This is a genomic window from Rhodobacter viridis, assembly GCF_003217355.1.
GTDB lineage: Bacteria > Pseudomonadota > Alphaproteobacteria > Rhodobacterales > Rhodobacteraceae > Rhodobacter > Rhodobacter viridis.
The window spans coordinates 283,795-301,013 of sequence record NZ_QJTK01000003.1 but is presented as its reverse complement, the minus strand read 5'-3'; the positions used below and the strand labels follow the sequence as shown (position 1 = coordinate 301,013).

The following is a 17,219-nucleotide window of genomic DNA, read 5'->3' as shown; positions in this document are numbered from 1 at the left end:
GGAACGCAGCCTCGTTCCGGTCGTTTCGGTTCAGAGGAACGGCACCAGCGGCACGCTGTCACCGCAGGCAGCCAAAGTCAGCAGCAGTCCAAGCATCAGAACATGTTTCATCGCAGCCTCCTTGGGTGTCCCCAGCCTAGGCCCGGCAATGGACCCGATGCAATCTCCCTTTTCAACCGGCTTGCTCCTCACTAACCTGCCGCCATGCAGACCGATTTTCTCATTCTTGGCGGTGGCATCGCGGGGCTTTCCGCGGCCGCCCATCTGGCCCCCCTCGGCACGGCGACCCTGCTCGAGGCCGAGGCCGATCTGGCCTATCACGCCTCGGCGCGCTCGGCCGCGCTTTACGAACCGCGCTACGGAAATCCGGTCGTGGTGGCGCTGTCGCTGGCGTCGCAGGCATTCTACGAGGGCTCCGGCCTGCTCACCCCGCGCGGGCTGATGGTGGTGGATGACGCCGCGCACGAAGCGCGGTTCCGCGATCATCTTGACCATTTCCAACTGGATGAACTGACGATCCCCGCGGCGCAGGCGCTTTGGCCGATCCTGAACCCCGAGACGGTGGCCTTTGCCGGTTATGCCGCGCGCGCCAAGGACATCGACACCGATGCGCTTCTGGCCCGCTACACCCGCGAGGCGCGGGCCGCAGGCGCCACGATCCGCACCCGCGCGCGGGCGACGCGGATCACCCGCATCCCCGCGGGTTGGGAGGTCGAGGCCGGGGGCGCGGTCTTCACCGCGAAGATCCTGATCAACGCGGCGGGCGCCTGGGTCGATCAGGTGGCCGCGCTCGCCGGGGTCAAGCCCCTTGGTTTCACGCCCTTGCGCCGCTCGATGGCGCGGATCCCGGCGCCCGAGGGGATGGATGTGCGCTCGTGGCCGATGGTGATCGGCGGCGGCGAGGACTGGTATACGAAGCCCGATGCCGGGGCGCTGATCGTCTCGCCCGCCGACGAAGACCCGGCCGAGCCGCATGATGCCTGGGCCGACGACATGGTGCTGGCCGAGGGGCTGGCGCGCTATGAAGAGGCCGTGACCGCCCCGGTGACCCGGCTGCTGGCGAATTGGGCGGGGCTGCGCACCTTCGCCCCCGACCGCGCGCCGGTGATCGGCTTTGACGCGGCCGCGCCCGGCTTCTTCTGGCTGGCCGGTCAGGGCGGCTACGGCTTCCAGCTGGCGCCTGCAGCGGCGGAACTGGTGGCCGATCTGATCTCTGGCCGCCCGCCCGCGCTCGACCGCGCGCTTCTGTCCAACCTCGCGCCGTCGCGTTTCGGTTGACATTCCAAAATATGAATATATCTAGGTCTCAAAAGGAGGCCCAGATGAGCTACAAGACCAAGATCGAGACGATGCGCGGTGAGCTGCGCGTGATGCGCAAGATCATCCCCGATGCGATGCGCGGCTTTGGCGAGATGGAAAAGGCCATCACCGAGAACGGCGTGATGGACAAGCGCCAGAAGGAATGGATCGCGCTCGCCATGGGCATCGCCCAACGCTGCGAACCCTGCATCGGCTTTCACATCGGCGCGATGATGCGCGCGGGTGGCACGCGCGAAGAGCTGGCCGATATCTGCGCCGTGGCGATCCAGATGGGCGGCGGCCCGGCGATGATGTATGCGGCCCATGCGCTGGCCTGCTGGGACGAACTCGCCGCCGATCAGCCGGGCGCCACCAGCGCCTGAGCGTCAAATTTCCGCAAGCCCGGCCACGCCCCCGTGACAGCGGGGGCGTTTTGCGTCACCCTTTGCTCCAATCAGACCAGCACGGGCAGAGGCAGGCATGCGGATTTCAACGATTCTCGTCACGACGGCGCTTTGCGCGCTGGTTATGGGCTGCGGCCATCACGGGCGCGGGCATCATGGCCCGGTGAAAGGGCGGCTCGAATCGCCCTCGGGCATGGATGCCGCCGATTTCCGCGCCCCCGGCCTGCCCTCGGGCTTTGGCGACACCGATCCGCATGACTGGCAGGGCATCACACCCGCGCGCTACGCGGTGCATGGCCTTGATGCCTCGCGCTATCAGGGCGCGATCGATTGGCGCGCGGCCCGGCGGGCCGGGGTGTCCTTTGCCTGGCTGAAGGCGACCGAGGGCGGCGACCGTGTCGATCCGGGATTTGAACAGAACGCGGGCCCCGCGCGCGCGGCCGGTGTGCCGGTCGGCGCCTATCACTTCTACTATTTCTGCCGCCCGGCCTCGGAACAGGCGGCCTGGTTCATCCGCAATGTCCCCGAACAGGCGGGCGATCTGCCGCCGGTGCTCGACATCGAGTGGAACCCCGATTCGCCCAGCTGCAAGGCGCGCCCCGATGCGGCCTGGGTGCGGTCGGAAATGCGCACCTTCCTGAGCCTGCTCGAGCGCCATTACGGCACCCAGCCGGTCGTCTACACCACCCCGGATTTCTACCGCGACAACGATCTGGGCAGCATGTCGGGGGTGGATTTCTGGCTGCGCGCCGTCACAGCGCATCCGTCCGAGCGCTACCCGGGCGAGCGCTGGACCTTCTGGCAATATACCGGCACCGGCGTCGTTCCGGGCGTGGGCGGCATCGTCGACATCAACGCCTTTGCCGGATCGCGCGGGGCGTGGGAAAGCTGGCTCGCCGCCCGCGCCCAGCGCTGACAGGAAAAGGGGGGCGCTGCCCCCCTCTCGGCCTTCGGCCAATTCACCCCCCGGCGTATTTGGGCCAAGAAGAAACACACCCAGCTTCTTCTTGGCCCAAATACGCCCTTGCGACCGCAGCCCCAAAGCGAACGGGCCGGGGTTTCCCCCGGCCCGCTGGTTTCAGCCATCCTTGCGGATGCGCGCGTTCGTCGGATCATGCGGGCTGTCTTCGGTGACGACCGCATCCCATTCCTTGAGCTGGATCTTCACCTTCAGCTTGGTGCCGACCTCGGCCAGATCGGGGCGGACATAGCCCATGCCGATCTGCTTGCCGAAGGCGACCGACCAGCCACCCGAAGTCAGACGGCCGATCTTCTCGCCATTGTGGATAAGCGCTTCCTTGCCCCACGGATCGGTGTCCGACGGTCCGTCGATGAGCAGCGTCACGCATTTCGCACGGATGCCGGTGTCGAGCATCGCCTGCTTGCCACGGAAGTCCTTCGAGAGGTCGATGAAGCGGTCGAGACCGGCCTCCATCGGCGTCGCATCGCGGCCCAGTTCGTTGCCGAAGGCGCGGTAGGATTTCTCCTGACGCAGCCAGTTCTGCGCGCGGGCGCCGACCGGTTTCAGCCCGTGCTTCGGCCCGACCGACCAGATCAGATCCCAGAGGTAGCGGCCGAATTCGATCGGGTAGTGCAGTTCCCAGCCAAGCTCGCCGGTATAGGCGACGCGGATCGCGCGGACCGGGCACATGCCCAGTTCGATGTTGCGGCAACTCAGCCACGGGAAGCGCTTGTTGCCAAGCACCGTCTCCGGGGTCGCATCCTTGACGATCTCGTTCAGGATCGCGCGGGCATTGGGGCCCGCCAGCGCATAGACGCCCCATTGCGTGGTGACATCGTGGATGTCGATGTGACCGCCACCGGCCGCCATGAAATCATCGGCGGATTTCTGCAGGAAGTCATAGTCATAGGCGGTCCAGGCACCAGCCGAGATCAGGTAGTATTCGTTCTCGGCCAGACGGACGATGGTGTATTCCGTCCGCGTCGTGCCGGCATCGGTCAGCGCATAGGTCAGGTTGATCCGGCCCACCGCAGGCAGCTTGTTGCAGGTGAAATGGTCAAGGAAAGCCGTCGCCCCCGCGCCGCGCACCAGATGCTTGGTGAAGGCCGCCGCGTCGATGATCCCCGCAGTGTCACGGATCGCTTTCGCTTCCTCGACCGCATAGGGCCACCACGCGCCACGGCGGAAGCTGCGGCTGTTGTGGTCGAAATCGGCGGGCGCATCGACCGGGCCATAGTAGTTCGGGCGTTCCCAGCCGTTCACTTGACCCATCTGCGCGCCGAGCGCGAGCTGGCGGTCATAAGCGGGCGCGGTGCGCAGCGGGCGGCAGGCTTCGCGTTCTTCGTCGGGGTGGTGCAGGATGAAGACGTGGTCGTAGCATTCCTCGTTCTTGCGCGCGGCATATTCCGTCGTCATCCAGTTGCCGTAGCGCTTGGGATCGAGCGAGGCCATGTCGATCTCGGCTTCGCCATTCACCATCAGCTGGGCGAGGTAATAGCCGGTGCCGCCCGCGGCGGTGATACCGAACGAAAAGCCCTCGGCCAGCCACATGTTGCGCAGCCCCGGCGCCGGGCCGACGAGCGGGTTGCCATCGGGCGTGTAGCAGATCGGGCCGTTGAAGTCGTCTTTCAGACCAACCGTTTCCGAGGACGGCAGGCGGTGGATCATCGACATGTATTCCGCCTCGATCCGCTCCAGATCGAGCGGGAAGAGGTCGGCGCGGAAGGTTTCCGGCACGTCATAGAGGAAGCGGGCCGGGGCGCCCTTTTCATACGGCCCAAGGATCCAGCCGCCGCGTTCCTCGCGCACATACCATTTCGCATCGGCATCGCGCAGAACCGGGTGTTCCGGGTTCGACTTGCGCCATTCCTGCAGCATCGGATCGGGCTCGGTGACGATGAACTGGTGCTCGACCGGAATCGCCGGGATCTTGATGCCCAGAAGCCGCGCGGTGCGCTGCGCGTGGTTGCCCGTCGCCGTCACCACATGCTCGGCATGCACGTCGACGAACTCGCCGGAGCCCACAAGGTTGCCGCCCTTTTCGACCATCTTTTCCAGCGTCACGATCCACTCGGAGCCGGTCCATTTGTAGCCGTTCACCTGCAACTTGCGCACGATGTCGACGCCACGCTGACGGGCGCCCTTGGCCATCGCCTGGGTCACGTCGGCCGGGTTGATGTAGCCGTCCTGCGGGTGGAAGAGCGCGCCCTTCAGGTCGTCGGTGCGAACGAGCGGCCAGCGCTCCTTGATCTGCGCGGGGGTCAGGAATTCATGATACACGCCCGCGGTCTCGGCGACCGAGGAATAGAGCATGTATTCATCCATCCGGTCCTGCGTCTGCGCCATGCGCAGGTTGCCGCAGACCGAGAAGCCCGCGTTCAGGCCGGTTTCGGCCTCCAGCTGCTTGTAGAGATCGACCGAGTATTTGTGGATGTGGGTGGTCGCATAGCTCATGTTGAAGAGCGGCAGCAGACCGGCGGCGTGCCAGGTCGAGCCCGAGGTCAGCTCGTCGCGCTCGACAAGCATCGTCTCCCAGCCCGCCTTGGCAAGGTGATAGGCGATCGAACAGCCGACGGCACCACCGCCGACGACAAGGGCTTTGACATGGGTCTTCATCGGGAACTCCTGAAGCGTTTCCCCCGTTGTCGCAGGTTGGCGAAGCTTCGGGCAAGCGTTGCCGACATTTATTGGCTAAAAACGACACAAACCGATGAAGGCCGGTCGGGTTTACCATTCAGACAGCTTTACGATGATTGGCGGGGCCATCGGGTGTAAAGTCGCTTCGTATTTATTGCTCAGAGGCTGTCCTGCGATGATCGCGTCCATCTCTGCCGTCTCTTCCGTCTCCGCCGTTTCCCGGGGGTCTTCCCGCTCAAGCGGCGAAAGCGCTGCGGCTGTCGCCGCCCCCGCCTCCACAAGCTCCTGGGGCGCCGGACCGGGTCCGACCAGCGGCGTGATGGGTCATGTCGTCGAAGCCTCGCTCATGGGGCCTGCGGAACTGGCCGAAAGCCGGGACACGACGCCCCTGCGCGGCATCCGAGACATCTCGCAGGAAGCGGCGAAGATGCCCGAAAACACCGCCGCCGACACGATGAAGCGGGAAATCGCCAGCACCGAAAGCCAACCGGCCGGGGCGGTCTATTCGGTCAAGAAAATCGCGACCGAAGCCGAAACCGAGATGAAGGACCGCGAGCCGACGCCGATCGAGATCCTCAAGGAGCAGCAGGCGGGCGGCAAGCCGGGTGGCAATGTCGAAGAACTGAACGCAATGATCGAACAGACCTCGCCCCTGGCGCAAAAGGTCGATCTGTCCGCGAGTCGGCCCGATGCGCGGACGCAGGATGCCGAGATGCGCAAGGTGGCCGAGCAGGCTCTGGCGCAGGGCCGGGCCGAGCGCGGCACCAGCCTGACCGACAAGCCGAGTGCCGTGGAACAGATGCAGCAGCAGTTGCACGCTGCCCAGTCGCAGGAAAGCGCCTATTCGACGCTCTCGCTGGCGGCCGTCAGTTCACAGGCCCAGCAGGGCCGCAAGATCCGGCTGACGATGTGAAAAGGGCGGCCCCGGGGGCCGCCCTTTCGCTTACAGCATCCCGGGCACGACCAGATCCGGCGGCCGGTGACCATCGGCAAAGGTCTTGATGTTCAGGATCACCTTTTCGCCCATCTCGATCCGACCTTCGCGGGTGGCCGAGCCCATATGCGGCAGCGCCACCACATTGGGCAGTTCGCGCAGCGCCGGGTTGATGTTGGCGCCGTGCTCGTAAACGTCCAGCCCCGCCCCGGCCACTTCGCCCGCCTTCAGCGCGCGCACCAGCGCGTTCTCGTCGATCACCTCGCCGCGCGAGGTGTTCACGATGACGACCGAGGGTTTCATCAGCTTCAGCCGCCGCGCGTTGATCAGATGGAAGGTCGAGGGCGTGTGCGGGCAGTTCACCGAGATCACATCCATCCGCGCCACCATCTGGTCGAGGCTTTCCCACCAGGTCGCCTGCAGCTCGGCCTCGGTCTCTGGGCGCAGCTGGCGGCGGTTGTGGTAGTGAATCTCCATCCCGAAGGCGGCGGCACGACGGGCGACGGCCTGACCGATCCGGCCCATGCCGATGATGCCCAGACGCTTGCCGCCGATCCGCCCGCCAAGGTTGGCCGTGGGCGCAAAGCCCTGCCATTCGCCGCTGGCCATCTGCGCCAGCCCCTCGGGAAGACGCCGGGTCACGCCAAGGATCAGCGACATCACCATGTCGGCCGTATCCTCGGTCACCACGCCGGGCGTGTTCGACACCAGCACATTGCGCGAGCGCGCCGAGGCGACGTCGATATGATCGACTCCGGCGCCGAAATTCGCGATCAGACGCAGGCGGTTGCCCGCGCCTGCCAGCATGTTGGCGTCGATATGGTCGGTCAGCGTCGGCACCAGCACGTCGGCGCTTTGCATCGCCGCCACCAGCTCTTCGCGGGCCATCTTTTCGTCGCTCTCCCGCAGGGTCACGTCGAAAAGTTCCTTCATCCGCGTCTCGACCACTTCGGGCAACCGTCGCGTCACGACAACACTCAGTCGCGGTGCGGGCATGGTTGTCTCTCCTCTCTTCCAAACTCCTGTGCTTGGGTGCAAATTGACCGTCAAAGGGGCAAGTTACAAGGCCCGGAGAGAGCAGAAATGACGATTTTTGGCGTGTTAGCGCAATTTTCTTGCGCGCGCGATCGTGAACGACACCTGTCAAGCAGGCTGCCGGGGCTGATGCTGGCCCTGACGCTCGGACTTGGCACGCTGCCTGCACCGGCGCAGGAAATCGACGACGGCCCGCCGCCCACGGAAGAAGCCGTGGCGCAGGCGCTGGCAACGCAAAGCGGCCGCGGTCCGGTGACCAACCTGCCCTTGCCGCGCTACGTCTCGCTCAAGGGCTCCGAGGGCAACGCAAGGCGCGGCCCCTCGCTCAGCCACCGCATCGACTGGGTCTTCACCCATGCCGGAATGCCGCTGCGGATCACCGCCGAATTCGGCCACTGGCGCCGGGTCGAGGATCGCGACGGTGCGGGCGGCTGGGTGCATTACTCGCTGCTGTCGGGGGTGCGGACGGTGATCGTCGAGGATGACATGACCGAGCTGCACGCCCGCGCCGATGCGAAATCGGCGGTGGTGGCGCTGGCCGAAATGGGCGCAGTGGCGAAACTCGGGGATTGCACGCTCGAGTGGTGCGAGATCAGCGCCGAGGAAGCCGACGGCTGGGTGCAAAAAACCGCCATCTGGGGCGTCGACCCCGATGAAATCCGTGACTGAGGCACGGGGATCGGTTAGGGACAGGGCCCGCAACCTGATCCCGAGTCGCCGATGCCCTATGATGGTCCCGCTCAGAAGCTGAATATCTCGGCAGGGTTTGCCTCGGTTTCCGTGGCAGCGACGCTGGTGGTGCTGAAGCTCTGGGCGCTTTGGGCGACCGGAGCCCTGTCGATCGCCGCCTCGCTCGCCGATTCGGCGATGGATCTGTTCGTTTCGGCCGCAGGTCTGGCGGCGATCGTCTATGCGGCGCGACCAGCGGACGATGACCACACCTTCGGGCACAGCTCGGTCGAGGATCTGGTCTCGCTCGGTCAGGCGATCTTTGTCGCGGCCTCGGGCGGGCTGATCCTCTGGGTCTCGGTCGAGCGGCTTCTGGCCGCCTCGGTGCCGCTGACCGCCGAAGGGGCGGGCATTGCGGTGATGGCGGTTTCGGCGGCTCTGACGGCGGCACTGGTGCTCTGGCAACGCCGGGTGGCGCGGCAGACCGGCAACAAGGTCGTGGCCGCCGACATGCTGCATTACGTGGGCGATCTCTTGCCGACGGTCGGCGCAATTCTGGCGCTCGGCCTCTCGGCCCGGTTCGGCTGGTCGCGGGCGGACAGCGTGATCGCGATTCTGGCCGCCCTTCTGATGCTGCGCGGCGCGCTGCACATCGGGATTTCCAGCTGGCACGCGCTGATGGACCGCGCCGCCCCCGCCGAGCTGGTGCAGGGCATTTCGAACATTGCCGATCTCTGGCCCGGGGTACGCGGCCACCACGATCTGCGCACCCGCACCGCGGGCGCGCGTGTCTTCGTGCAGATCCATATCGAACTTGACGGCGAGCAGACCCTCGACGCCGCCCATGCGATCGCGCGCAGTTTGAAACGCGCGATCCGCGAGGCCTATCCGCAGACCGATGTGATCATTCACATGGATGTCTGGCAAGGCTGACGAAGGCGGGGGCGCTGCCTCCCGGCCTCCTGCGGAGGCTCCCCCCGGCGTATTTTCCCCAAGAAGAAGCACAGGGTTTCTTCTTGGCTCAAATACGCCCTTTTCTCAGGCCTCCACGAGGCCCCGGCCTTTCAGCAGCGCCTCGACCCCCGGGGTCTTGCCCCGGAAGGCCATCCAGGCCGCATCGGCAGGCACCGAGCCGCCGACCGACAGGATGCAGCGTTCAAGCCGCTCGGCCGTGGCCGGGTCGAAGGCATTGCCGGTTTCCTCGAAAGCCGCAAAGGCATCGGCATCCATCACCTCGGACCACATGTAGCTGTAATAGCCCGAGGAATAACCGTCACCGCTGAAGACATGGCCAAAATGCGGGGTGGCATGGCGCATCCGGATCGCTTTCGGCATCCCGATCTCGGCCAGCACCTGCGCTTGCAGCGCCATCGGATCGGCCGGGGCCGCGCCTTCGTGGAAGGCCAGATCGACCAGCGCCGAGGCGACGAACTCGACCGTCAGGAAGCCCTGATCATAGGTCGCCGCCGCAAGCAGCTTGTCGAGCAAAGCCTTCGGCATCGCCTCGCCGGTTTGCCAGTGGCGGGCGTGCTTTTCCAGCACCTCGGGCACTTCCATCCAATGTTCGTAAAGCTGGCTCGGCAGCTCCACGAAGTCCCGCGCGACCGAGGTGCCCGAGACGAACTGATAGGTCACATCGGAGAGCATCTGATGCAGCGCATGGCCGAATTCGTGAAACAGCGTGCGCGCATCGTCATAGGACAGCAGGCAGGGATCGCCCTTGGCGAAGTTGCACACGTTCACCACAATCGGCCGCGTCTCGCCGCCCAGCTTCTTTTGCGACCGCATCGCAGAACACCAGGCGCCCGAGCGTTTCGAGGGCCGCGCAAAGTAATCGCCCAGAAACACCGCGATATGGCGGCCCTTGCGGCTGACCTCCCAGCCGCGCACATCCGCGTGGTAGAACGGCCCCGCGATCGGGCGGAAGTCGAGGCCAAAGAGCCGGTTGGCCGTGTCGAACATCGCGCCCAGCATCGCGTCGAGCGAGAGATAGGGTTTCAGCGCCGCCTCGTCGAAATCATGCTCGGCCACGCGGCGCTTTTCAGAATAGTAGCGCCAGTCCCAGGCCTCCAGATCGCCATTGATGCCGTCGGCATGCATCATCGCCGTCAGCTTCGCAGCATCGGCCTCGGCCCGGGCCTTGGCAGGCGTCCAGACCCGCATCAAGAGATCGCGGACGTTTTCGGGCGTCTTCGCCATCTCGGGTTCCAGCTTGTAGGCGGCGAAGCTGTCGTAACCCAAAAGCTTCGCGCGTTCTTCGCGCAGGTTCAGGATTTCGGCGGCAATCACCCGGTTGTCGGTCGGCCCGCCATTCGCGCCGCGCGCCACCCAGGCCTCATAGGCGGTCTCGCGCAGATCGCGGCGCGACGAGAATTGCAGGAACGGCACGATCAGAGAGCGGTTGAGCGTCAGCACCGGGCCGTCCTGCCCGCGCTCCGCCCCGGCGGCTTTGGCGGCGGCCACGACGAAATCGGGCAGACCCTCCAGTTCGTCTTCGGCGAGCGGGCGGAACCAGTCGCGTTCATCGGCGAGCAGGTTCTGCGAAAACGCGGTCGAAAGCACCGCCAGCCGTTCCTTGATCTCGGTCATCCGCTCGGCATCGACGCCCTGCAGCGCCGCGCCCGATCGCACGAACATCTTGAAATAGAGCTCCAGCACCCGGGCCTGTTCCGGGGTCAGCTCCAGGCTTTCGCGCATCTCCCACAGCCGCTCGACACGGGCGAAGAGCGGACGGTTCATCGTCACTTCGGAAGCGAAGGCCGCCATTTTCGGCGCCAGATCGCGCATCAGCGCCTCGCGCGCGGGGGTGCTGTCGGCGCCCGAGAGGTTGTAGAAAACGCCCGCCACCCGGTCGAGCAGCCCCTCGGCCTGTTCCAGCGCCTCGATCGTATTGGCGAAACTCGGCGCCTCCGGGTTGGCGGCGATGGCAGCGATATTCGCGCGGGCCTCGGTCAGTGCCTGATCGAAGGCGGGGGCGAAATCGGCGTCGGTGATCGCGGCGAAATCGGGAAGGGCGAAGGGGCCAAGGCCCTCGGCCAGAACGGGATTGGTCATGCGGAACTCCTTTGGCGGAAAGCTAGGACGCGCCGGGGCAAAGGAAAAGGGGCGATGCCCATGGCACCGCCCCTGCTCGCGTTTTCGTTTGGCTCAGGCGGCCTTTGCCGCCGTGCCGGCACCGAAGCGGGCGTAGAAACTGTCGCCCTTGGCCGCGATGTCGCGCAAAAGCGCGGGGGGTTCGAACCGGGCGCCGTATTGAGCGGCAAGCCCGTCGCAGATCTCGACCGCCCGGGCCGCGCCCAGAATGTCGAGCCAGGCGAAGGGGCCGCCCGACCAGGGCGCAAAGCCCCAGCCAAGGATCGCGCCGACGTCGCCTTCGCGGATGTCGGTCAGCACGCCCTGTTCGAAGGCGCGGACGGCTTCGAGCACCTGCACCATCAGCAGACGGTGCTGCACATGGGTCAGGTCGGGTTGATCCGCGGCGCGGGGATATTGCGCCGAAAGACCGTCCCACATGCCGCCGCGCTTGCCTGCGTCATAAGTGTAAAAGCCCGCATCGGCCTTCTTGCCCAGCCGCCCCTGTTCGGCCATCCAGAACACGACCTCGTCCACCGCGCCATCGGGATAGGCGTCGCCCATCGCGGCCTTGGTCGCCTTGGCGATCTTCACCCCAAGATCGATCGAGGTTTCGTCGACCAGCTGCAGGGGCCCCAGCGGCATGCCGACCAGTTTCGCGGCATTTTCCACCAGCACCGGGTTCACCCCCTCGGCCACCATGCGGATGCCCTCGTTGATATAGGGGATGATGCAGCGGTTGGCGTAGAAGAAGCGGGCGTCATTGACGACGATCGGCGTCTTGCGGATGGCGCGGACGAAATCGAGCGCCTTCGCCACGGCGACCTCGCCGGTGTCCTTGCCGCGGATGATCTCGACAAGGTTCATCTTGTCGACCGGGCTGAAGAAGTGAATGCCGATGAAATTCGCCGGGCGTTGGCTGGCCTTCGCCAGACCCGAGATCGGCAGGGTCGAGGTGTTGGTGGCAAAGATCGCCCCCGCGCCGATCACCGCTTCGGCTTTCGCCGTCACCTCGGCCTTGACCTTCGGATCTTCGAAGACCGCCTCGACGACCAGATCGCAACCCGCCAGCGCGGCATAATCGGTGGTGGCGGTGATACGGTCCAGAACCTCGGCCTTCTTCGCCTCGGTTACCTTGCGGCGTTGAATGCCCTTGTCGAGGATGCCGGTCGAATAGGACTTGCCACGGTCGGCGGCCTCCTGGCTCGCGTCGATCAACACGACCTCGATCCCGGCATTGGCGGCAACATAGGCGATGCCCGCCCCCATCATCCCCGCCCCCAGAACGCCCAGCTTCGTCACCGACTGATCGGCGACCTTCGGCCGGTTCGCGCCTTTTTCCAGCGCCTCCTTGTTGATGAAGAGCGAGCGGATCATCGCGCCCGAGGACGGGTTCATCAGAACTTTCGTGAACCAGCGCGCCTCGATCCGCAGCGCCTGATCGAAGGGCACAAGCGCGCCTTCATAAACCGCGGACAGGAGCGCCTTGGCGGCCGGGTAAACGCCCATCGTCTTGCCATGCACCATGGCACTGGCGCCGACATAGGTCATGAAGCCCGCGGGGTGATAGGGGGCACCGCCCGGCATCTTGTAGCCCTTGGCATCCCAGGGCTTGACCAGATCGGCGTCGGTGGCTTTCAGCACCCAGTCGCGCGCGGCGGCCATCGGATCGGCGCAAACCTCGTCGATGATGCCCGCGGCTTTCGCGGCCTTCGGATCACTCAGCTTGCCTTCCAGCAGGAACGGCGCCGCCATCATCGCGCCCATCTTGCGCACCAGCCGCGTCGTGCCGCCCGCGCCCGGGAAGATGCCGACCATGATCTCGGGCAGGCCGATCTTCGCCTTCGGGTTCTCGGCGGCAAAGATGCGGTGGCACGACAGCGGCAGTTCCAGCCCGATGCCAAGCGCCGTGCCCGGCAGGACGCAGGCGATCGGCTTGGCCCCTTTCAGCGTCTTCGGGTCCATCCCCGCGCGCTCGATCTTGCGCAGCACGGCATGCATCTGCATCACGCCCGCAAAGATCGCCTCGGCCCCGCCTGCGCGCATCTTCGCGATCACGTTCAGGTCCATGCCCCCGGCGAAATCCTTCTTGCCGCTGGTCAGCACGATGCCCTTGCAGGCCGGATCGGCCAAACAGCCGTCAACCAACGCGCTGAGCTGGGCAAAGCCCTCGAGGCTCATCACGTTCATCGACTTGTCGGCCACGTCCCAGGTGATGACGGCGACGCCATCGGCGCCCAGATCACAGGTAAAATCGGTCATTTGCTCTCTCCCTTCGGCGCAAGGTCGCGGGGGCCCGCCCAGTCGCTGCCGTCATGGTAGGTGAAGCGGGCCTTGCCGCCCGCAATGTGAATCTGCATGTCGACGTCGGAATAGGTCGCCACCTCCTCGGCGGCCTTGGTCCCGACGATCAGGAATTTCCCCGGTGCGTCCGAGCGGTTGACGAAGCGATGCCCGTTCGGCACGCCCGCCTTCCACGCCGCGCAATCGCCCGGGCCCATCTCGGTCTCGCCGTCGTCCTCGATCAGCGTCAGACGGCCTTCCAGCACCAGCGCGAATTCGTCTTCGCACAGGTGCCAGTGCCGCAGCGAGGCCGCAGCGCCGGGTTCCAGCGTCACGATATTGACGCCGAACTGCGTCAGCCCGGCCAGATCCCCGAACCGGATCGAGGACCGCCCCGCCATCTGCGCGGCGTAGGGCGCCGGGTAGATCGAGCCGGTCTTCACCGGCGCCTTGGACGGGTCGAGCTTCGGCATCAGACCCTCTCGATGATCGTGGCCGCGCCCATGCCCGACGCGATGCAGAGCGTCGCGAGGCCCGTGGACAGGTCGCGACGTTCGAGCTCATCGAGCAGCGTGCCGATGATGATGGCCCCGGTCGCGCCAAGCGGATGGCCCAATGCCATCGCGCCGCCGTTCACGTTGACCTTGTCCTGCCCCACGTCGAAGGCCTGCATGAAGCGCAGAACGACGGCGGCAAAAGCCTCGTTCACCTCGAAAAGGTCGATGTCAGAGATGCTCATGCCGCTGTCGCGCAGGATCTTCTCGGTGACGGGCACCGGGCCGGTCAGCATGATCGTCGGATCGGTGCCGATCTTCGCCGTCGCGCGAATGCGGGCGCGGGGTTTCAGCCCATGCGCCTCACCAAATTCCTTCGAGCCGATCAGCACGGCCGCCGCGCCATCGACGATGCCGCTGGAGTTGCCCGCATGATGGATATGCTCGATCCGCTCCAGATGCGGGTATTTCAGCATCGCCACCTTGTCAAAGCCGGGCATCACCTCGCCCATGTCCTTGAAGGCGGGCTTGAGCTTGGCCAGGTCTTCCATCGTGGTTCCCGGGCGCAGATATTCGTCACGCTCAAGGATGATCAGACCGTTCTGATCGCGCACCGGAACGATGGATTTCGCGAAACGGTTCTCGGCCCAGGCCTCGGCGGCGCGGCGCTGGCTCTCGACCGCCAGGGCATCGGCCATCTCGCGGGTGAAGCCATATTCGGTGGCGATCACATCGGCCGAAATCCCCTGCGGCACGAAATAGGTCTTCATCGCGAGGGAGGGGTCAACGGCGATCGCCGCCCCGTCCGAGCCCATCGCGACGCGGCTCATCATCTCGACGCCGCCCGCGATATAGGCCGCGCCCGCGCCTGCCTTGACCTGGTTGGCGGCAAGGTTCACTGCCTCCATTCCGCTGGCGCAAAAACGGTTGATCGAGAGGCCGGGGATCGATTCATCGAGCCCCGAGAGCAGCACCGCCGAGCGCGCAAGGCAGCCGCCCTGCTCGCCCACCTGCGTGACATTGCCCCAGATCACATCCTCGACCGCATGCCCGGTCAGGCCGTTGCGTTCTGCCACCGCATCGAGAAGCCGCGCCGAGAGCGCGACCGAGGTCACTTCATGCAGGCTGCCATCAGCGCGCCCCTTGCCCCGCGGCGTGCGGCAGGCGTCATAGATATAGGCTTCGGTCATCGTTCCTCCTCTGCCCGGACGAAACCGGGCCTGCTCCCCTCGCGGGAAGCCCCGCGTCGGCAGACATATTGCAACGAATTGACGTGCGCGTAACTAGCTTGGCGACGAAGTGGCGCAACGTCACGAAGGCCCGCAGCGGAGAGGTCGCAAAGGGGCGTATTTGGACCAAGAAGAAAGAGCGAAATCTTTAGGTAACCAAACTCTGTCAGGCTCACCCTGCGGTACAGGCTGGCGAGCCGATGACCGCCCAAGGAGAAGTCGCCCCGGCGCGTGGGATGACCTTCCTCAGAGGCTTGAGTGACCTCCGTCAGCCGGGGCGCATCCGCCCCACCCGTCTTGCGATTGCCATTTCTTCTTGGCCCAAATACGCCCTTGCCGCCGCAGGCCCCAAGCGCGCCCTCAGGCCTTGCGATCTTCGAGTTCCGCCTTGAAGAGCCGCAGCCGCACCGTCAGATTTTCATGATGCGTGACCGAGTTGAAATGCTCGAAGAGGAAGCACAGCGCCTCGTCCGGGCTCAGCCCGGCCTCTTCGGCGAAGCGGTGCAGGGCGCGATAGGCATCATTCGTCAGCGAGACCGGAAAGCGGCGCGTCAGGCGCAGGCGTTTGGGCATGGGCAAGTCCTTGTTGCCCCGCCAAGCTAAGCGGGCGGACCCGCGAAGGCCAGAGGGCACGGATCCTTGCCGTGATCTTGTGCCGCAGCCGCACCGGATTGATCGCGGCCGTGCTCTGGCGCTCAATCGCGGCGGGAAACAGGGCCACCGGCCCGGGAGGACAACATGGTCGTGAAATTCTACAGCGGCGATACCGTACCGCTTGAAATGCACAAGGTGCGGGTGGTGCAGAAGCTCACCCTCGCGCCGATCGAGGACCGGCTGACGGCGATCGCCGCGGCGGGCAACAACACCTTCCTGCTGCAAAACCGCGACGTGTTCATGGACATGCTGACCGACAGCGGCGTGAACGCGATGTCCGACCGGCAGATGGCGGCGATGATGGTGGCCGACGACAGCTATGCCGGTTCCGCCACCTACGAGAAATTCGCGGCGAAACTGGTCGAACTCTTCGGGATGAACTTCATCCTGCCGACCCACCAGGGCCGCGCCTGCGAAAACATCCTGAGCCAGGTGCTGGTGAAGCCGGGCACGATCGTGCCGATGAACTACCACTTCACCACCACCAAGGCGCATATCGTGCTGAACGGCGGTTCGGTCGAGGAAATCCCCTACGATCGCGGCCTTGAGGTCACCTCGACCCATCCGTTCAAGGGCGACATGGATATTTCCAAGCTCGAAGGCCTTGTCGCCACGCATGGCGCCGAGAAGATCGCCTTCGTGCGGATGGAGGCGGGGACGAACCTGATCGGCGGGCAGCCGATCTCGATCGCCAACCTGCGCGAGATCCGTGCCGCCTGCGACAAGCACGGGATGATCTTCGTGCTCGATGCCTCGCTCCTGGCCGACAACCTGTGGTTCAACAAGACCCGCGAGGAAAGCTGCAAGGATCTGAGCATCGCCGAGATCACCCGGCAGATCGCCGATCTGTGCGACGTGATCTATTTCTCGGCGCGCAAGCTGGGCTGTGCCCGCGGCGGGGCGATCTGCATCCGCTCCGAGGAACTTTACCGCAAGATGCGGGTGCTGGTGCCGCTCTACGAGGGCTTCCTGACCTATGGCGGCATGTCGGTGCGGGAAATCGAGGCGCTGACCGTCGGCCTTGAAGAAACCATGGACGTGGACATGATTTCGCAAGGCCCGCTCTTCATCGACTACATGGTGACCGAACTGGTCAAACGCGGTGTGCCCGTCATCACGCCGCCCGGGGGCCTCGGCTGCCATATCGATGTGATGCGCTTCCTGCCGCATATTCCGCAATCGCAATATCCGGCGGGGGCGCTGGCGTCCGCGCTGTTCATCGCCTCGGGCATTCGGGGCATGGAGCGGGGCTCGCTCTCCGAGCAGCGCAACCCGGACGGCACGGAAGTCTATTCGAACATGGAACTGCTGCGCCTCGCAATGCCGCGGCGGGTGTTCACGCTGTCTCAGGTCAAATACGCGATCGACCGGATCGACTGGCTCTATCAGAACCGCGATCTGGTTGGCGGGCTGGTCTTTGTCGAGGAACCGGAGATCCTGCGCTTCTTCTACGGGCGGCTTGATCCGGTGGGCGACTGGCAGCAGAAACTGGCGGCGAAATTCCGCGCCGATTTCGGCGACAGCCTGTAAGGTCGAAAGGTCGGGGCC

At 65.5% G+C, this 17,219-nt stretch carries 14 protein-coding genes; 7 read left to right on the top strand and 7 right to left on the bottom strand.

Features of this window, described 5'->3' with window-relative positions:
* Positions 1 to 204 precede the first annotated feature (204 nt).
* The 3 genes from C8J30_RS06935 to C8J30_RS06925 all read left to right on the top strand — a co-directional run bounded on the left by C8J30_RS06935 (position 205) and on the right by C8J30_RS06925 (position 2,619).
* On the top strand, positions 205 to 1,278 hold the full coding sequence (locus C8J30_RS06935) for an NAD(P)/FAD-dependent oxidoreductase (protein WP_110804980.1): 1,074 nt from the start codon (positions 205 to 207) through the stop codon (positions 1,276 to 1,278).
* A gap of 44 nt (positions 1,279 to 1,322) precedes the next feature.
* Positions 1,323 to 1,682 carry a carboxymuconolactone decarboxylase family protein gene (locus C8J30_RS06930; protein WP_110804979.1) on the top strand — a complete coding sequence of 120 codons (360 nt, stop codon included), beginning with the start codon at positions 1,323 to 1,325 and terminating at the stop codon, positions 1,680 to 1,682.
* A gap of 97 nt (positions 1,683 to 1,779) precedes the next feature.
* Complete coding sequence (locus tag C8J30_RS06925) at positions 1,780 to 2,619, top strand: GH25 family lysozyme (RefSeq protein ID WP_110804978.1); 840 nt, start codon at positions 1,780 to 1,782, stop codon at positions 2,617 to 2,619.
* 162 nt (positions 2,620 to 2,781) lie between these two features.
* Here the strand turns inward: C8J30_RS06925 and C8J30_RS06920 are convergent, their stop codons facing one another.
* Positions 2,782 to 5,280 (bottom strand): GcvT family protein, encoded by a 2,499-nt coding sequence (locus C8J30_RS06920; protein ID WP_110804977.1) that lies wholly within the window; start codon positions 5,278 to 5,280, stop codon positions 2,782 to 2,784.
* A gap of 340 nt (positions 5,281 to 5,620) precedes the next feature.
* On the opposite strand from C8J30_RS06920, the gene C8J30_RS06915 reads away from it, so the two are divergent.
* Complete coding sequence (locus tag C8J30_RS06915) at positions 5,621 to 6,214, top strand: hypothetical protein (RefSeq protein WP_110804976.1); 594 nt, start codon at positions 5,621 to 5,623, stop codon at positions 6,212 to 6,214.
* A 30-nt stretch (positions 6,215 to 6,244) separates the two neighbouring features.
* On the opposite strand, the gene C8J30_RS06910 is transcribed toward C8J30_RS06915, so the two are convergent.
* Complete coding sequence (locus C8J30_RS06910; RefSeq protein WP_110804975.1) at positions 6,245 to 7,231, bottom strand: 2-hydroxyacid dehydrogenase; 987 nt, start codon at positions 7,229 to 7,231, stop codon at positions 6,245 to 6,247.
* 168 nt (positions 7,232 to 7,399) lie between these two features.
* On the opposite strand from C8J30_RS06910, the gene C8J30_RS06905 reads away from it, so the two are divergent.
* Both C8J30_RS06905 and C8J30_RS06900 read left to right on the top strand, forming a co-directional pair.
* Positions 7,400 to 7,939 (top strand): SH3 domain-containing protein, encoded by a 540-nt coding sequence (locus C8J30_RS06905; RefSeq protein ID WP_181420798.1) that lies wholly within the window; start codon positions 7,400 to 7,402, stop codon positions 7,937 to 7,939.
* A 51-nt stretch (positions 7,940 to 7,990) separates the two neighbouring features.
* Positions 7,991 to 8,872, top strand: a complete 882-nt coding sequence (locus C8J30_RS06900) for a cation diffusion facilitator family transporter (RefSeq protein ID WP_110804973.1) — start codon at positions 7,991 to 7,993, stop codon at positions 8,870 to 8,872.
* Between the two features lie 105 nt (positions 8,873 to 8,977).
* On the opposite strand, the gene C8J30_RS06895 is transcribed toward C8J30_RS06900, so the two are convergent.
* The 5 genes from C8J30_RS06895 to C8J30_RS06875 form a co-directional block, all read right to left on the bottom strand.
* Entirely contained in the window at positions 8,978 to 10,993 is a 2,016-nt protein-coding gene (locus tag C8J30_RS06895; RefSeq protein WP_110804972.1) for a M3 family metallopeptidase, read from the bottom strand.
* Between the two features lie 93 nt (positions 10,994 to 11,086).
* Positions 11,087 to 13,273, bottom strand: a complete 2,187-nt coding sequence (locus tag C8J30_RS06890; RefSeq protein WP_110804971.1) for a 3-hydroxyacyl-CoA dehydrogenase NAD-binding domain-containing protein — start codon at positions 13,271 to 13,273, stop codon at positions 11,087 to 11,089.
* Positions 13,270 to 13,767: a cupin domain-containing protein gene (locus C8J30_RS06885; protein ID WP_110804970.1), complete on the bottom strand. Its 498-nt coding sequence runs from the start codon at positions 13,765 to 13,767 to the stop codon at positions 13,270 to 13,272. Before C8J30_RS06885 ends, C8J30_RS06890 begins: the two co-directional genes overlap by 4 nt.
* Positions 13,767 to 14,978: an acetyl-CoA C-acetyltransferase gene (locus C8J30_RS06880; RefSeq protein ID WP_110804969.1), complete on the bottom strand. Its 1,212-nt coding sequence runs from the start codon at positions 14,976 to 14,978 to the stop codon at positions 13,767 to 13,769. The genes C8J30_RS06885 and C8J30_RS06880 overlap by 1 nt, the downstream gene beginning before the upstream one ends.
* Before the next feature lie 399 nt (positions 14,979 to 15,377).
* The gene (locus C8J30_RS06875) at positions 15,378 to 15,590 is read right to left on the bottom strand and encodes a hypothetical protein (RefSeq protein ID WP_110804968.1); all 213 of its coding nucleotides are present in this window, start codon (positions 15,588 to 15,590) and stop codon (positions 15,378 to 15,380) included.
* Positions 15,591 to 15,755: 165 nt separating this feature from the next.
* On the opposite strand from C8J30_RS06875, the gene C8J30_RS06870 reads away from it, so the two are divergent.
* On the top strand, positions 15,756 to 17,201 hold the full coding sequence (locus C8J30_RS06870) for a tryptophanase (RefSeq protein WP_110804967.1): 1,446 nt from the start codon (positions 15,756 to 15,758) through the stop codon (positions 17,199 to 17,201).
* Positions 17,202 to 17,219: the final 18 nt, after the last annotated feature.

Bases quoted from the DNA above. Each gene is read 5' to 3' on its own strand.
- C8J30_RS06935 (WP_110804980.1), top strand. From the start codon at position 205: ATGCAGACCGATTTTCTCATTCTTGGCGGTGGCATCGCGGGGCTTTCC.
- C8J30_RS06930 (WP_110804979.1), top strand. From the start codon at position 1,323: ATGAGCTACAAGACCAAGATCGAGACGATGCGCGGTGAGCTGCGCGTG.
- C8J30_RS06925 (WP_110804978.1), top strand. From the start codon at position 1,780: ATGCGGATTTCAACGATTCTCGTCACGACGGCGCTTTGCGCGCTGGTT.
- C8J30_RS06920 (WP_110804977.1), bottom strand. From the start codon at position 5,280: ATGAAGACCCATGTCAAAGCCCTTGTCGTCGGCGGTGGTGCCGTCGGC.
- C8J30_RS06915 (WP_110804976.1), top strand. From the start codon at position 5,621: ATGGGTCATGTCGTCGAAGCCTCGCTCATGGGGCCTGCGGAACTGGCC.
- C8J30_RS06910 (WP_110804975.1), bottom strand. From the start codon at position 7,231: ATGCCCGCACCGCGACTGAGTGTTGTCGTGACGCGACGGTTGCCCGAA.
- C8J30_RS06905 (WP_181420798.1), top strand. From the start codon at position 7,400: ATGCTGGCCCTGACGCTCGGACTTGGCACGCTGCCTGCACCGGCGCAG.
- C8J30_RS06900 (WP_110804973.1), top strand. From the start codon at position 7,991: ATGCCCTATGATGGTCCCGCTCAGAAGCTGAATATCTCGGCAGGGTTT.
- C8J30_RS06895 (WP_110804972.1), bottom strand. From the start codon at position 10,993: ATGACCAATCCCGTTCTGGCCGAGGGCCTTGGCCCCTTCGCCCTTCCC.
- C8J30_RS06890 (WP_110804971.1), bottom strand. From the start codon at position 13,273: ATGACCGATTTTACCTGTGATCTGGGCGCCGATGGCGTCGCCGTCATC.
- C8J30_RS06885 (WP_110804970.1), bottom strand. From the start codon at position 13,767: ATGCCGAAGCTCGACCCGTCCAAGGCGCCGGTGAAGACCGGCTCGATC.
- C8J30_RS06880 (WP_110804969.1), bottom strand. From the start codon at position 14,978: ATGACCGAAGCCTATATCTATGACGCCTGCCGCACGCCGCGGGGCAAG.
- C8J30_RS06875 (WP_110804968.1), bottom strand. From the start codon at position 15,590: ATGCCCAAACGCCTGCGCCTGACGCGCCGCTTTCCGGTCTCGCTGACG.
- C8J30_RS06870 (WP_110804967.1), top strand. From the start codon at position 15,756: ATGGTCGTGAAATTCTACAGCGGCGATACCGTACCGCTTGAAATGCAC.